Consider the following 14,563-nt stretch of genomic DNA (forward strand, 5'->3'; position numbering starts at 1 on the left):
ACTTAGGGTGACTCGAAAACCAAGCATCGATAATCTTGTCACAAAGCAAACATAGTGCAATTACTCTAATTTAACTTACACCATACATTGTGAATATTTTGTTGAATAATATGTATTGCGAATATTTTCCAATAAACCGAAAAACACAACGTATCTGAAATTAAATCGACATAGCTCACACTCTTCTATTTCTTATCAGCAAAATAAACTTACTCTAAAGAGGTATTTATTCCGAGTTAATATGTATTAAATTCAATTTCGCCTAACTCACGGCTTCTAAATGAATTTTTTATCAACTTTGTGCTATGCTTACACCACTTAGATCGCGTTTTTTAACGAAAGTTTAGTAACTTTTTATCATCATGATATTTGTTGTTGACTATTATTTAACGGCAAGTAGAGTGCGGTCGAAGTAGGGAGTGCTTGTTTTTCTCAGGGAGTGACTCGGTAAGAAAATATTTTAGTTCCATAAAGTATTTTCTTACCGAGTCACTGTTGAAGAAGATTTTGTCTAAACACTAAGTCTGATGTTTTCGTGAGAGCAGGCACGACACAAAGTCTATCTATAACAACAGCTAAAGAGTAATCATCATGCCGATGTCCCTCGGAAATGCGTTTATCAAGAACTTTCTTGGTAAAGCGCCTGATTGGTACAAACTTGCCATCATTGCTTTTCTTATTATTAACCCCATCGTGTTCTTTTTTATCAATCCCTTCCTTGCGGGTTGGTTGTTGGTTATCGAGTTCATTTTCACCCTTGCAATGGCTCTCAAGTGCTACCCGCTACAACCGGGGGGCTTACTTGCCATTGAGGCAATTGCGATTGGTATGACAAGCCCAGCTCAGGTGAAACATGAGCTAGTCGCCAACATCGAGGTTTTGCTACTGTTGGTGTTCATGGTGGCGGGTATCTACTTCATGAAACAGCTGCTGCTGTTTATCTTTACTAAGATCCTACTTGGCATCCGTTCTAAAATTCTACTCTCGGTCGCATTTAGCGTAACGGCCGCTTTTCTGTCGGCATTTCTTGATGCTCTAACCGTGATCGCGGTGATCATTAGTGTAGCTGTTGGGTTCTATTCGATTTACCACAAAGTGGCTTCAGGTCAGAGTATTCAATCTTCACATGACCATACCCATGATGATGGCATTCCCGAATTAACTCGGGATGACTTAGAAAACTATCGTGCTTTTCTACGATCGCTCCTGATGCATGCGGGTGTCGGTACCGCATTAGGTGGTGTAACAACCATGGTCGGTGAACCACAGAACTTAATCATTGCGGACCAAGCAGGTTGGCACTTTGGTGAGTTTTTACTCCGAATGGCGCCAGTAACGGTACCCGTTTTCATTGCAGGTATGCTCACTTGCATGTTGGTTGAAAAATTTCGCCTCTTTGGTTATGGCGCTCGCTTACCTGCCAATGTTCGCCAAATTTTGCTCGATTTCGATTCGGAAGAGCGTAAAAACCGCACGAATCAAGACGTTGCCAAGCTGTGGGTACAAGGTGCCATTGCGGTATGGTTGATTGTTGGTTTAGCGTTGCATTTAGCAGCAGTAGGCTTAATCGGTTTGTCCGTCATTATTCTCGCCACCGCTTTCACAGGTGTGATAGAAGAGCACTCGTTGGGCAAAGCGTTTGAAGAAGCACTGCCCTTTACGGCTTTGCTCGCTGTATTCTTCTCGGTGGTTGCCGTGATTATCGATCAAGAACTGTTTAAGCCCGTTATTGATGCGGTATTGAATGTGGAAGATCATGGTGCGCAGCTAGCCTTATTCTATGTGGCAAACGGCTTGCTCTCCATGGTGTCGGATAACGTATTCGTCGGGACTGTCTATATTACGGAAGTCAAAACAGCCCTAATAGAAGGGATGATCTCTCGTGATCAGTTTGACCTACTTGCGGTAGCCATCAACACCGGCACCAACTTACCTTCGGTCGCAACCCCGAATGGTCAGGCCGCATTTTTATTCTTACTCACTTCAGCCCTAGCTCCTCTGATCCGTTTGTCATATGGTCGCATGGTTGTCATGGCATTCCCTTACACTCTCGCACTTTCAGTCGTTGGTTTTATTGGCATTATGTTCTTCCTCGAACCAATGACGGATGTTTTCTACAGCTTGGGTTGGATCAATCACCATGTGGTGCCTGCAGCAAATACGCTATTGCAAAGTGGACACTAAATTTCAGTTGAACCTGAAACTATTCCAAGATAAAAAGCTCTGAGTATTCAGAGCTTTTCTTTTCAACAAGGATCATTTGTGCGTTTACTCTCCTCTTTAAAAACCTTTTCACAGTCGCGATTATCTTGGTTATTGCTACTGGCCTTTGTGGTGTTCTTTGAATTATGTGCACTTTACTTCCAACATGTGATGCTACTCGCGCCATGCGTGATGTGTATCTACGAACGTGTGGCGATGTTGGGTGTCGGTGCGGCGGCTATCCTCGGTGTAATTGCTCCACAAAACCCTCTTTTACGTTGGTTAGGGCTCGCCGCTTGGGGAGCAAGCAGCTATAAAGGGCTGATGCTGGCGATAGAGCATGTGAACTATCAATTCAACCCTTCACCTTTTGCTACTTGTGATCTTTTTGTGACTTTCCCGTCATGGGCACCACTCAACCAATGGGCTCCTGCCATGTTTGAAGCTTACGGAGATTGCAGCAAGATCGTGTGGCAATTTTTGACACTTTCGATGCCACAGTGGTTAGTGATCATTTTTGCGGCAAACTTGCTCGCAGTCGGTATCTTCTTGATCGCACAATTAGCGAAAACGACACGCTAGTTGAACGTCAGAAAATAAAAAAGGCGCTGGATGCGCCTTTTTTATTTTCCATTAATCACGAATGGGGGATGGAGCCAGTACATCACGGTTGCCGTTATGTCCCGGTGGGCTCACAATACCCTGCGCTTCAAGCTGCTCAACAATCCTTGCCGCGCGGTTGTAGCCAATTTTAAAGCGGCGCTGCACACCAGAAACTGAACCTCGCCGTGTTTCTACAACATGCTCAACCACTTGATCAAACAGGGGATCCAGATCTTCGTCTGATTCAGACTGCTCTCCAGGCAATAAGGCTTCTGGGCCATGATCACCTTGAATGATATCGCTGATGTAATTGGGCTTACCCCGTGCTTTCCAGTTATTCACAACGGCATGCACATCATCATCAGAAGCAAATGCACCGTGCACTCGAATCGTATGGCTTGAGCCTGGGGGGAGATAAAGCATGTCACCCATACCAAGCAAAGACTCTGCCCCACTTTGATCCAAAATGGTACGCGAGTCAGTCTTAGTCGATACCGTAAAGGCGACGCGAGTCGGAATATTGGCCTTAATCAATCCGGTGATAACATCGACAGATGGACGTTGTGTGGCCAAAATTAAGTGAATACCCGCTGCACGCGCTTTTTGTGCTAAACGAGCAATCAGCTCTTCGACTTTTTTGCCAACCACCATCATTAAGTCAGCAAATTCATCCACCACAACGACGATATAAGGCAATTTTTCCAACAATGGCGGTTCACTGTCCATACTATCCCCCTCTTTCCAGAGAGGATCGTAAATCGGATGCCCAGCCTCCGCTGCCATCCGCAACTTATCGTTGAAACCTTTAATATTGCGTACACCCAGTACCGACATCAGTTTATAACGGCGTTCCATTTCTCCCACACACCAACGTAGCGCGTTAGAAGCATCTTTCATGTCGGTTACAACTTCAGCCAATAGATGAGGGATCCCCTCATACACCGATAACTCAAGCATTTTCGGGTCAATCATGATAAAGCGTACATCTTCAGGAGACGCTTTATAGAGCATACTCAGAATCATCACGTTCACACCGACTGACTTACCAGAGCCTGTGGTACCTGCCACCAACACATGAGGCATTTTCGAAAGATCCGCCACCACCGCATCACCAGCGATATCTTGACCAAGAACAACCGTCGTCGGAGATTTAGACTCTTTAAACTGAGGGCTCGCTATCACATCGGATAAATAAACGGTTTGACGCGACATGTTAGGCAATTCAAGTCCAACATAAGGCTTGCCTGGGATCACTTCGACCACTCGTACCGCCATTGCAGATAGAGAACGCGCTAAATCCATCGATAGGCTGGAAATACGGCTAACTTTCACGCCTGGAGCCAAATCTAACTCAAAACGAGTGATGACCGGCCCTGGGAAAATATCCACCACTTGCGCTTGGATTTTGTAATCTGCCAATTTTGATTCAACCAAACGGGCTATCTCTTCCAAGGCATCGCGATCAATAAAGTTTTCGCGCTTTTCTGGATGATAAAGTAGCTCTAAGGTCGGCATCGGCTCCGTAGGTTTGGGCAAATTCACCGATTTTTGGACTAAAAATGGGTTTTGCTTTGCAACTGCGCTCGCTTGCGCTTCGGCAACTATGTTTTGAAACGCGCTGACGTCACGATCTCCAGAGTCTTCCTCCTCTTCCCAGTCTTGGTCAAGAGTTTGGGACATGTTAACGGAGGGTATCTCATCCAACTCATCCTCTTCATCTGACCAATTGAGGTTGGAAATGCTTGGTTCAACCTCTTCATCCTCAACATTAATATTGAATGAATGGCTAAATGATTCAGAGCTTAGTTCATCGTCTTCCACGTCAGCGATTGAGTGGGCTGGCATGGTTGGCTCGGCTTGCTCTTGCATCCCATTCGGGGCAAGTGAGAAATCTTCCTGTTCCTCTGCATAGTCATCCATTAAGCGGGCTTGTTGATCTAACTCTTCGATGGTGACATCCCACTGTTGGGTACGTGGTGGGTTAATGGGTGCGGGTTGTGTCACCGCCACGGTTCGATGTTGCGTGACTGGTTCAGCCTCAAATTTAGGTTCATGGTTAATCTCAGGCTCATCACGTTCTTCAGGCATATGAATGTTGAATCTACGCAAGTTGGCCGCAGGCTCTTCAACCTCAGGTTCCACAAAACTCCGCGTCGGTTCAAGATCTTCAACATCACTCTCTTCAGCATCTTCGGCCGGCAATTCTGGCTTGACTAAAGCCGGTGTCACTCGCTCTGCTTTTTCGCCACGCAGACGATTAAATACACCCACAAAAAACGCAATGCTACGATCACCAATCCATTCAACAATTCGTAACCACGAAATTCCTGTTAATAACGTAAAACCAGCTCCCCACAAAAACAGCAGCACTAATGTGGTACCCAAAATATTCAAAGTCGGCAGAGCCAAGCTGGTTAATACATCGCCAATTACGCCGCCAGAGGAGAAATACCAAATGTCATCAAAGTTGATGTCCGCTAAACCACAACTGGTTAAGAGCACAATGGTTAATCCAAGTAACCTTGTTCCCCAGAGCGTAAAATCAATTTCTTCGCCTTCATCACGCTTGCGTAATACGACCCAAGCAGCAAAAGCAATAATGAAAGGTAATGGATAAGCTAAAGAACCAAAAACAAAAAACAGCGTATCAGCCAGCCAAGCACCGACTAAACCACCTGCATTATGAATATCCGCGCCCCATGCAGTTTGTGACCATGAAGGATCGGCTGGATTAAAACTAAATAGGGCAACTGCAAGAAAAATAGAAGACAAGAAAGCGAGAATGAGTCCGCTTTCTTTTAGACGTTGTGAGCCATTGAGTCGAGAAGAGGCAACCTCTTCACTCGTTTTAATAATGGTTTCGACTTTATTTTTGTTCTCTTTGAACATAAACCAACTTGACTATGATTAAGGCAATTCATACTGCGCAACACTATACGCAGTTTCATGGCGTTGAAACAGTCCGAGCGGCTAACGCCGCTCGGTTTGTTTGGAGATTTAACCATATCAAGGGCAAAAACCCAATTCGCGAAAGTCAGAATGTGGAAAGATCTCCAACATTCGCTCTGAGTTAGCGAGTTTTAATCACTAATTGGTTGGTTTGCTTAACTTCTTCCATGACCACGTAAGTACGCGTGTCATTTACACCAGGTAAGCGGAGTAAGGTGTCACCTAACAAACGGCGATAAGCGCCCATATCCGATACACGGGTTTTTAGCAGATAGTCAAAATCACCGGAAACTAGGTGACACTCTTGAATATCATCTAGCTTTTGAACTGCGGTATTAAACTGTTCAAATACATCGGGCGCACCACGATTTAACGTAATTTCAACAAACACTAATAGTGACGCATCCAAATACTGAGGATTCAATAACGCGGTATAGCCGGTAATAAATCCTTGACGTTCGAGACGACGAACACGCTCAAGACACGGTGTAGGTGAAAGTCCTACACGCTTTGATAATTCTACGTTTGAAATTCGACCGTCTTTTTGCAATTCATTCAATATATTGCGATCAATACGGTCTAAGTCCTTAGACGGCTTCTTATAACTATCCACCATTTTTTATTCCACCTTATTACTTCCCTGCAAAAAAATATACTACAACTTCTTAATATTTAGCATCAAATTTTTCACACTAGTCACTATACTAGCCACAAATTCGATAGAACAACCCTACATATAGTCAATACAACCAAATTAATCTAAGGAGTTAGGATGATCATTGGCGTTCCTAAAGAAATCAAGAACCACGAATATCGTGTGGGCATGATTCCAGCTAGCGTGCGAGAACTTGTCACACACGGTCACCAAGTTTACGTAGAAACAAATGCCGGTTCCGGCATCGGCTTTTCAGACGATGATTACATCGCTGTAGGCGCATCCATTCTTCCTACCGCTGCAGACGTATTCGCGAAAGCAGAGATGATTGTAAAGGTCAAAGAACCTCAAGCTGTAGAGCGTGCCATGCTCAAAGAGGGGCAAATTTTATTTACTTATTTGCACCTCGCTCCAGATTTTCCACAAACTGAAGAGCTAATCAAGAGCAAAGCTGTCTGCATAGCCTATGAGACTGTAACAGATAATATGGGTCGTTTACCACTATTGGCTCCAATGTCTGAAGTCGCGGGCCGGATGTCCATTCAGGCAGGCGCTCAAACATTAGAAAAATCTCACGGTGGTAGCGGCTTACTGCTCGGCGGCGTACCCGGTGTAGCTCCTGCCAATATCGTCGTCATCGGTGGTGGCGTGGTCGGCGCCAATGCTGCTCGTATGGCGATTGGGCTACGTGCAAATGTCACCATTTTGGATCGCAATATTGATACCTTACGCAAACTCGATGAAGAGTTTCAAGGCCGAGCTAACGTGGTTTATTCCACCACAGATGCTATCGAAAAATACGTATTAGAAGCAGACTTAGTGATCGGGGCGGTACTGATTCCCGGTGCAGCAGCTCCCAAACTGGTTACCAAACAACACATTGAACGCATGAAACCAGGCTCTGCAGTGGTTGACGTTGCCATCGACCAAGGCGGCTGTTTCGAAACTTCTCATCCAACTACCCACGCAGAGCCGACTTACATCGTTGATGATGTCGTTCATTACTGTGTGGCGAATATGCCCGGTGCTGTGGCGCGCACTTCTACCTTTGCTCTTAATAACGCCACGCTACCATATATCGTTAAACTCGCCAATAAAGGCTACCAAAAAGCCCTATTGGAAGATGCAGGATTTTTAAAAGGCCTCAACGTAATTCACGGAAAAGTGACTTACAAAGAGGTAGCAGAAAACTTTGGCCTCGAATATATCGAGCCAGCCAAAGCGATTGCGATGTTTAATTAATTTTTCTGAGAGCCGATATTATCGGCTCTCTCCTTTTCGACGCTGAGCGTTTACGACCAAATTTCGCGGCGTTACCTTACGGTCACAAAACTCACTCAGGCTGACTTCATAGCCGTTTTCCTGTAAATACAGCGCCTTATCCAGAACAAGCCAAAGCTCTAGCAGTCGCCGGAAACCATCTTGAACGAGACTTATCCGTTCCATTTGCCAAAATCGCTGATATCCAATGCTCTCAAAGTAAGCAAAATCAACTTCGGTAAAATCCACTGCGAGATTTTTCTCTTGTACTGCCCACTGGCAAAATTCTGCAAGTCCTTGGTTAAGCTTGGATTTTTGAATGCTGGGAACTGGCGTATAAGAAGATAGATTACACACTTGGGTCATTAAGGCATCAAAACCAAAGCGGTAAACCATCTCTTGTTGACGATGCCTTTTAACACGGTCGCCACCCGTCACAGTTTCTTGGAGCGGTAATCGCAGCTCTTGGCGAGTGAGTGTAAGAGCGGAACTCTGCGCAAGACTCGACATACCTTGATACTGTTCAGTTTGAGTCAAGTGATAACAACAAGGAGAAAAACTGATGGCATCAGTGTGAGCAGATGTCGCGTACTGCAGCATCTTTACGTGTAAGTCACCACACGCGTGTAGCGCAACAGCGTGCGTGCTGGGTTGAAACAAGGAGGCTGAACGCTCATCCAATGCGTCCCCTTGTACAAACTGCATCGGCAATTGAAGTAAGTCTGCTTCCTGCTGCCCAGAGCAGCAAAGCTCAGCTTGATATTCAAAACTGACCACGGGTTGCTGACTCACACAAGCCAAAATGCGCCCTAAATAACCTTTACCTGCACACCACTCTAGCCATTGATTTCCTTGATGGTGAGCGATAAGCACTTTGCTCATTGCTTCGATCTGCTGCCATTTGCGCCCAGGGATTCCTTTATCAAAAAACTTAGGCAAAAGTAATCCGGGCAATGAACAAGGCTGGATGACAAGTGTATTTCTAACTTCGTCCAACGGCGGGAAAAATTCAGACAGAACGGAGAATAGATGCTCAGGTTCAGCCTTGTATTGTTCTATCTCGCGTTGAGTGAGTGAATGCAACCAGGCGGTTAACGTAGGTTTCTGTTCTCCCCAAGGCACACCGGCCAACCGACAAGCGTGAAAAGCCTCATAACGCCAAAAAGGTTGTGTTTGAGTTAGGAATGAATCGAGTAGTTTGAACTGAGCTTGCATGCTTCCTCCGATGGGTGAGCCATTCTAGGAGGAAGCACAGCGAAGTAAAAGTAAAAGTAAAAGTAAAAGTAAAAGCGCGTTAACGTACAGGAAGATCAATGTCCTTAAACATTTCAGCGATCTCAACATTAGATTTAAGAGAAATCGCTTGCTCAACCACAGGGCGAGTCAAGTGTGGAGCAAAACGCTCCATAAAATCAAACATATAAGAACGCAGGAAAGTACCACGACGGAAGCCAATACTGGTTGTACTGGCACTAAAAATATGGCTCGCATCGATGGCGACAAGATCGGTATCCTGTTTTTTATCAACTGCCATACTCGCAATTACCCCCACGCCGATACCCATGCGCACATAAGTCTTGATCACATCCGCATCCGTGGCAGTGAACACTACTTTAGGTGTCATACCAACTCGGTTGAATGCACTGTCCAGCTCTGAGCGGCCAGTAAAACCAAACACATAGGTCACTAATGGGTAAGAAGCCAGATCTTCGATCGTCACCTGTTCTTTCTTAGTCAATGGGTGATCTTTCGGAACAACAATCGAACGATTCCAGTGATAGCAAGGCAACATGATCGCGTCTTGGTACAAGTGCAAAGCTTCCGTCGCAATCGCAAAATTGGCTGTACCTTTTGCAATCGCTTCTGACATTTGAGTTGGCGTACCTTGGTGCATGTGCAAAGAGACTTTGGGATAACGTTTGGTGAAACCTTTGATCACTTCAGGTAAGGCATATCGAGCCTGTGTATGGGTTGTCGAAATATTCAACGTACCCATTTCTGGATGAGTGTGTTCAGACGCCACCGCTTTAATGCTTTCTACTCGCGAAAGTATTTCAGTTGCAATCCGAACAATATGCTCCCCTGCTGGTGTCACTTGTGTCAGATGCTTGCCACTGCGCTCAAAAATCTGAATCCCAAGTTCATCTTCCAATAATCTGACCTGTTTACTGATCCCAGGCTGTGAGGTATACAGATTTTCCGCGGTCGCAGACACATTCAAATTGTGATTGACCACTTCAACAATGTATTTTAACTGCTGCAGTTTCATCTTTTTCCCATAATCCCTTGCGATGCTTTGCCACATACACACATATTTTATAATTATTAGTTATAACGCTTCAGGACAACAATTCCTAGCCTTTATCGAAAGAAGCGTGATTTGAATATTCAGCGTCTTGCGTATCTGATGAAAAAATTGCCACGTAACCCTCAAAGTCGTTGCGGCAAAGCGGTTTTTGCTTGATAAAACAGGAATAATCAACAGAGTAAATTGTCGGGATTACAACGAGCGTGTATCCTTAATCGTTAGCCATTGAAAACTGAAGATACGGATTTTATGAATATAGGTTTAATCATTGCTCTGGTGGCCATTTTGCTTATTTTGGTTCTTGGCTACAACATCATGTTGCAATATAGAGTGAAGGTCGAAAGTGCTAAGAAGCAAGAATCTTCACGTTATGTTGCCATCATTGATGCCACTGAAGATCTTATCGGTAACGCTCATCACTTACCCTTCAGTAAAGAGCTATTAGTCTGCTTGAACAATCGCATTCTTGATGCACTGCAAAGCATGTATGACCTTGACCCTAAAAATAAACAACTCGCTCAACGAATTGAGAATATGAAGGGACAAATCAACCACCTGCAACAAAGTCATCCGGGTGGTGAAAGTACATCCTTTAAAGTACCGAGTAGCGATAAACAAGCCATCATCATGCTCAAGCTCGTCAAGCGTTTACGTGATACGATCCGCAGCGAACACAACAAAGGCCGTTTTGAAACCCAAGCCTATGTAGCCGAAAATGCTCGCTTAGAAACCATTCAGATCCGTATCAACATAGAGAACGTTATCAAACGCGCTAATGACTCTATTTTGCGTGGTCAACCCGGCACCGCAATTCAGTTGCTACGTAAAGGGATCGATGTGTTAGCGTCTAAAAATGATAGCTATTCGAACCAAGCTCGAGAAAAACTACAAACCATGTATGACGAGCTCGAACAAAAACGCCAAAACAAAACTGCGTCTGATTTGCAACAGATTGAAGAAAATGAGCGTAAAAGCGATATGGATGTGCTCTTCGGCGAAAAGAAAAAGTGGTAATATTCCGCACTATATTGATTTGATTAACTTCAGGCCGCTTATGCGGCCTTGCTATTAAATAATGACCATGATTTATTCCTCTGCCATTCAACCGCTCTTAGAACCGATTAACCATTTCTTGCAATGCCCTACTCCAGACTCATGGATAGCCGAAGCTCGTAAACCCGAAAGTCTGCGTATTTTACTTTTAGACCATTTGCTGTGTGAATTAAAAGCCGGTCAATCGGCTATGTTCCTGATCCGTAAATATGCGGTCGACAAAGACAGTGAAGTATCGCTACTGGATTGGTTTAAGCCTTATGAAGATTTTGCTTACCGCAAAATTGGAGATATTGACTCGCTCAAAGGAAAAAGCCAAATCTCTAAAGCGATCATTGCTAAATCTAACTCGCCATATAGCCAAGATCTGATCGACAAAATGGTGTTACTGATAAAAGAAGAGTTACACCATTTCTATCAAGTTTTAGAAATCATGCAGGCACGCAATATCGCCTATGAATCAATTCCTGCCAGTCGTTATGCGAAAACACTTTTATCACACATGAAAACGCATGAGCCTCAGACTTTGATAGATAAATTGATAGTAGGCGCTTACATTGAAGCTCGCTCCTGTGAGCGCTTTGCTAAACTCGCTCCTTATCTGGATGAAGAGATGGCAAAATTCTACATTTCCTTGTTACGGTCAGAAGCGCGCCATTATCAAGATTACTTGCAGCTCGCAGAACAAATTGCCGGCCACGATATCTCTGAACGTGTAGCGTATTTCGGAAGAATTGAAGCGGAATTGATCTCAAGCCCAGACAGTGATTTCAAATTCCACAGCGGTGTTCCAAACTAAACCATAAAATTAAGCCCTACCAAAGTAGGGCTTAATGATTACATAATGCTTATCTTCATCCGACTAGGCTAAAGAGCGATTAATTTCTTGCAAGACGAATGCAGGTTGCTCAGCCTGAGTGATAGGTCGGCCAATCACTAAATAGTCAGAGCCTACAGCAATAGCTTGCGCTGGCGTCATAATACGGCGCTGATCGCCTTGCTCAGAGCCAGCAGGTCGAATCCCTGGTGTGATGAGCTTGAATTCACGCCCCAAATTTTGCTTCAACAGTGACGCTTCTTGAGCAGAGCAAACAACACCATCAAGGCCTGAATTTTTGGTCAAAGTAGCCAGTCTTAATACATGATCTTGTGGTGAACTTTGAATCCCAATACCTTGTAAATCAGAAGATTCCATACTGGTTAAAACCGTAACACCAATCAGTAATGGGCGATCTTTTCCATATGGTTCTAAGATTTCACGTGATGCCGCCATCATACGCTCACCACCACTAGCATGAACATTTACCATCCATACCCCCATCTCAGCGGCAGCTTTCACCGCCTTTGAACAAGTATTGGGAATATCGTGAAATTTCAGATCCAGAAACACAGAAAAACCGCGCTTATGTAGTTCACGGACAAAATCAGGGCCAAACAGAGTAAACATCTCTTTACCCACTTTTAATCGACATGAGCTTGGGTCGATCTTATCCACAAACGCGAGCGCATCCGCGAGATTGTCATAATCCAGTGCAACAATCACTTTTGGGTCGTTCATCGTTTCTCCTATCTGTACAACATGTTTAAAAAAAAACAGCCATAAATAGCTGCATAATGCTTCCGAATGCTTTAATTACTCACCGTCTAAGCCTCTGATCGGTTTAATTGAACCCCAGTTCTTACACGAAGGACAATGCCAATAGAGTGAATGCGTTGAAAACCCACATTTACGGCAGCGGTAGTGTGGTTTTACTTTGAGTTGTTCTCCCACCAAGCGCTGCAGTGTCGATAAACTGGCTTTCGCTCGACCTTCTTCTGCTTCCGCAATATGGTAATCAATCAGGCGATAAAAACCTTTCATTGTAGGATTCTTAACCAACTGTTTGGTCAAAATTTCTTGTGCCGCCGCAGTGCCTTCATGTTGAGCGACGAGCTGAGCTAACATTAACTCTGCTGATACCCCAGCTTTGTTGGCAATACAGCGACGTAAAAAGTCAATGAGATCTTGCTCGCGGCCAAGATGGTGGTAACACTCCGCCAAGGTATTAAGCACTTCACCAACAAAATCAATATCTTGTTCAATAACGGCTTCTAAATGGTCAATGGTTTTTTGGTAGTCTTCATTTTGTAGATAAAGCTTACCTAGTGAGATCGTAGCACGCACACACTTAGGATCTTCTTGTAATGCTTTCTTAAACCACTGAACGGCTTTGCTGTCATTGCCATCCGCTTTTTCAAGCATGGCTAATTCACAGTAAAAGTGCGCAATACTGCCTCTCATCCGCTTACGCCCTAACTTCACCAACGCTGAGGCACATTCAATAGCCTTGTGCCATTCACGCGTCTGTTGGTAGATAGCGGTGAGTTGCTGAAGAGCAGATTCACGATGCTCAGGTTCATCAATCAGTTGCTCAAGAATTTTTTCGGCTCGGTCAAGAAAGCCTGACACCATATAATCTTTTGCTAGCTGCTGTAGCGCGAGGTTTTTCTGATCAACCGTTAACCCAGATCGAGAGATAAGATTCTGGTGAATACGAATGGCACGGTCCACTTCACCACGAGAACGGAAAAGATTACCAAGCGCCAAGTGAGTATCGATAGTTTCGTTATCGACTTGAAGTAATTCAATGAAGTGATCAACGGCTTTATCCGATTGATCAGAAAGCAGCAGGTTTAACCCCGTTACATATTGCCGTGAAATTTGATGAGATTGCTTCTGCTTGTCTTGCTGGGCACTACGATGCCCCATATACCAACCGTAGGCGGCGGCAATTGGCAATAACAAGAACAGTATTTCTAACATTGAAAAGCAGCCTTATCCGGTATGCACTTTAGTTTCAGGCGCCGATTGCTGATTGGCTAATTTCAGCTGTTTTGACAATTTTCTGATTCTCAGCTGCGATTTAAGGTGCATTGCTCCGAAGATCGCACCTGCACAAGCAAAGCCTATAATAAAAACACCACCTAACAATGTAGACAGATGAAATTCACCTTGAGCCAGCAAATAGTTGAAAACTACAACCGACTGATTTTGAGAGCCTAGGGCTAATGCGATTAAGAAAAGAGCGAGTACGGCGACTATCTTTATAATTTTCATAAGTCATTACCTTTTCACAAATTGGCACACAGATTATGCAGGAAAATGGCGAGACAAACCACGGCTAAGTAAGCTTGCTTTCATAAAAAAGCGGCACACTGGATCAGCATGCCGCTTATATGAACAAACTTTACTCAATACCTATTACAAGTTAACGCGTTCACGTAACTCTTTGCCAGGTTTAAAGTGTGGAACGTATTTACCTTCCAGTTCAACCTTATCGCCAGTTTTAGGATTGCGACCAACACGAGGCTCACGATAGTGCAAGGAAAAGCTACCGAAACCACGAATCTCGATGCGCTCACCCGCTTCTAACGTAGAGGCCATATGCTCAAGGATATTTTTTACCGCATCTTCGATCTCTTTTGCAGATAGATGTGTTTGTTCTGCACAGAGTCTTTCAATCAATTCGGACTTAGTCATAGTTTCCCTCTTC

General features: G+C 44.3%; 13 protein-coding genes. 5 read left to right on the top strand and 8 right to left on the bottom strand.

Features of this window, described 5'->3' with window-relative positions:
- The first annotated feature begins 591 nt into the window (after window positions 1-591).
- Window positions 592-2,184: a Na(+)/H(+) antiporter NhaB gene (nhaB, locus tag MKA69_RS12825; protein ID WP_055032993.1), complete on the top strand. Its 1,593-nt coding sequence runs from the start codon at window positions 592-594 to the stop codon at window positions 2,182-2,184.
- Between the two features lie 78 nt (window positions 2,185-2,262).
- The gene (gene dsbB, locus MKA69_RS12830; protein WP_001238518.1) at window positions 2,263-2,784 is read left to right on the top strand and encodes a disulfide bond formation protein DsbB; all 522 of its coding nucleotides are present in this window, start codon (window positions 2,263-2,265) and stop codon (window positions 2,782-2,784) included.
- A 51-nt stretch (window positions 2,785-2,835) separates the two neighbouring features.
- On the opposite strand, the gene MKA69_RS12835 is transcribed toward dsbB, so the two are convergent.
- Together MKA69_RS12835 and lrp are read right to left on the bottom strand one after the other, a co-directional pair.
- The gene (locus tag MKA69_RS12835) at window positions 2,836-5,694 is read right to left on the bottom strand and encodes a DNA translocase FtsK (protein WP_305848180.1); all 2,859 of its coding nucleotides are present in this window, start codon (window positions 5,692-5,694) and stop codon (window positions 2,836-2,838) included.
- Window positions 5,695-5,875: 181 nt separating this feature from the next.
- On the bottom strand, window positions 5,876-6,370 hold the full coding sequence (gene lrp / locus MKA69_RS12840) for a leucine-responsive transcriptional regulator Lrp (RefSeq protein ID WP_000228498.1): 495 nt from the start codon (window positions 6,368-6,370) through the stop codon (window positions 5,876-5,878).
- A 156-nt stretch (window positions 6,371-6,526) separates the two neighbouring features.
- Here lrp and ald point away from each other — a divergent pair, with 156 nt between their 5' ends.
- The gene (ald, locus tag MKA69_RS12845; protein ID WP_000583517.1) at window positions 6,527-7,651 is read left to right on the top strand and encodes an alanine dehydrogenase; all 1,125 of its coding nucleotides are present in this window, start codon (window positions 6,527-6,529) and stop codon (window positions 7,649-7,651) included.
- Window positions 7,652-7,669: 18 nt separating this feature from the next.
- Here the strand turns inward: ald and MKA69_RS12850 are convergent, their stop codons facing one another.
- Together MKA69_RS12850 and cysB are read right to left on the bottom strand one after the other, a co-directional pair.
- The gene (locus MKA69_RS12850) at window positions 7,670-8,884 is read right to left on the bottom strand and encodes a methyltransferase (protein WP_305848181.1); all 1,215 of its coding nucleotides are present in this window, start codon (window positions 8,882-8,884) and stop codon (window positions 7,670-7,672) included.
- A 79-nt stretch (window positions 8,885-8,963) separates the two neighbouring features.
- Complete coding sequence (gene cysB, locus MKA69_RS12855) at window positions 8,964-9,938, bottom strand: HTH-type transcriptional regulator CysB (RefSeq protein WP_305848182.1); 975 nt, start codon at window positions 9,936-9,938, stop codon at window positions 8,964-8,966.
- A gap of 288 nt (window positions 9,939-10,226) precedes the next feature.
- On the opposite strand from cysB, the gene MKA69_RS12860 reads away from it, so the two are divergent.
- The gene (locus MKA69_RS12860; RefSeq protein ID WP_001020614.1) at window positions 10,227-10,991 is read left to right on the top strand and encodes a hypothetical protein; all 765 of its coding nucleotides are present in this window, start codon (window positions 10,227-10,229) and stop codon (window positions 10,989-10,991) included.
- 67 nt (window positions 10,992-11,058) lie between these two features.
- Window positions 11,059-11,829: a tRNA isopentenyl-2-thiomethyl-A-37 hydroxylase MiaE gene (gene miaE, locus MKA69_RS12865; RefSeq protein ID WP_032469804.1), complete on the top strand. Its 771-nt coding sequence runs from the start codon at window positions 11,059-11,061 to the stop codon at window positions 11,827-11,829.
- A gap of 63 nt (window positions 11,830-11,892) precedes the next feature.
- Here miaE and pyrF read toward each other — a convergent pair whose 3' ends face one another.
- The 4 genes from pyrF to ihfB all read right to left on the bottom strand — a co-directional run bounded on the left by pyrF (window position 11,893) and on the right by ihfB (window position 14,550).
- Window positions 11,893-12,588: an orotidine-5'-phosphate decarboxylase gene (gene pyrF / locus MKA69_RS12870; RefSeq protein ID WP_000999554.1), complete on the bottom strand. Its 696-nt coding sequence runs from the start codon at window positions 12,586-12,588 to the stop codon at window positions 11,893-11,895.
- A 75-nt stretch (window positions 12,589-12,663) separates the two neighbouring features.
- Window positions 12,664-13,833, bottom strand: coding sequence for a lipopolysaccharide assembly protein LapB (lapB, locus tag MKA69_RS12875; RefSeq protein ID WP_000889972.1), 1,170 nt, complete (start codon window positions 13,831-13,833; stop codon window positions 12,664-12,666).
- Window positions 13,834-13,845: 12 nt separating this feature from the next.
- The gene (locus MKA69_RS12880; protein ID WP_000691489.1) at window positions 13,846-14,127 is read right to left on the bottom strand and encodes a LapA family protein; all 282 of its coding nucleotides are present in this window, start codon (window positions 14,125-14,127) and stop codon (window positions 13,846-13,848) included.
- A 144-nt stretch (window positions 14,128-14,271) separates the two neighbouring features.
- A complete protein-coding gene (gene ihfB / locus MKA69_RS12885; protein ID WP_000167341.1) occupies window positions 14,272-14,550 on the bottom strand; it encodes an integration host factor subunit beta in 279 nt (92 codons plus the stop codon).
- Between the last annotated feature and the right edge of the window lie 13 nt (window positions 14,551-14,563).

The sequence above is a fragment of the Vibrio sp. AH4 genome, from assembly GCF_030710545.1.
In the GTDB taxonomy this organism is placed as follows: Bacteria; Pseudomonadota; Gammaproteobacteria; order Enterobacterales; family Vibrionaceae; genus Vibrio; species Vibrio metoecus.

Excerpts from the sequence above, each read along its gene's own strand:
- MKA69_RS12835 (WP_305848180.1), bottom strand. The coding sequence starts at position 5,694 with ATGTTCAAAGAGAACAAAAATAAAGTCGAAACCATTATTAAAACGAGT.
- miaE (WP_032469804.1), top strand. The coding sequence starts at position 11,059 with ATGATTTATTCCTCTGCCATTCAACCGCTCTTAGAACCGATTAACCAT.
- lrp (WP_000228498.1), bottom strand. The coding sequence starts at position 6,370 with ATGGTGGATAGTTATAAGAAGCCGTCTAAGGACTTAGACCGTATTGAT.
- MKA69_RS12850 (WP_305848181.1), bottom strand. The coding sequence starts at position 8,884 with ATGCAAGCTCAGTTCAAACTACTCGATTCATTCCTAACTCAAACACAA.
- ald (WP_000583517.1), top strand. The coding sequence starts at position 6,527 with ATGATCATTGGCGTTCCTAAAGAAATCAAGAACCACGAATATCGTGTG.
- nhaB (WP_055032993.1), top strand. The coding sequence starts at position 592 with ATGCCGATGTCCCTCGGAAATGCGTTTATCAAGAACTTTCTTGGTAAA.
- lapB (WP_000889972.1), bottom strand. The coding sequence starts at position 13,833 with ATGTTAGAAATACTGTTCTTGTTATTGCCAATTGCCGCCGCCTACGGT.
- pyrF (WP_000999554.1), bottom strand. The coding sequence starts at position 12,588 with ATGAACGACCCAAAAGTGATTGTTGCACTGGATTATGACAATCTCGCG.
- ihfB (WP_000167341.1), bottom strand. The coding sequence starts at position 14,550 with ATGACTAAGTCCGAATTGATTGAAAGACTCTGTGCAGAACAAACACAT.
- MKA69_RS12860 (WP_001020614.1), top strand. The coding sequence starts at position 10,227 with ATGAATATAGGTTTAATCATTGCTCTGGTGGCCATTTTGCTTATTTTG.
- cysB (WP_305848182.1), bottom strand. The coding sequence starts at position 9,938 with ATGAAACTGCAGCAGTTAAAATACATTGTTGAAGTGGTCAATCACAAT.
- MKA69_RS12880 (WP_000691489.1), bottom strand. The coding sequence starts at position 14,127 with ATGAAAATTATAAAGATAGTCGCCGTACTCGCTCTTTTCTTAATCGCA.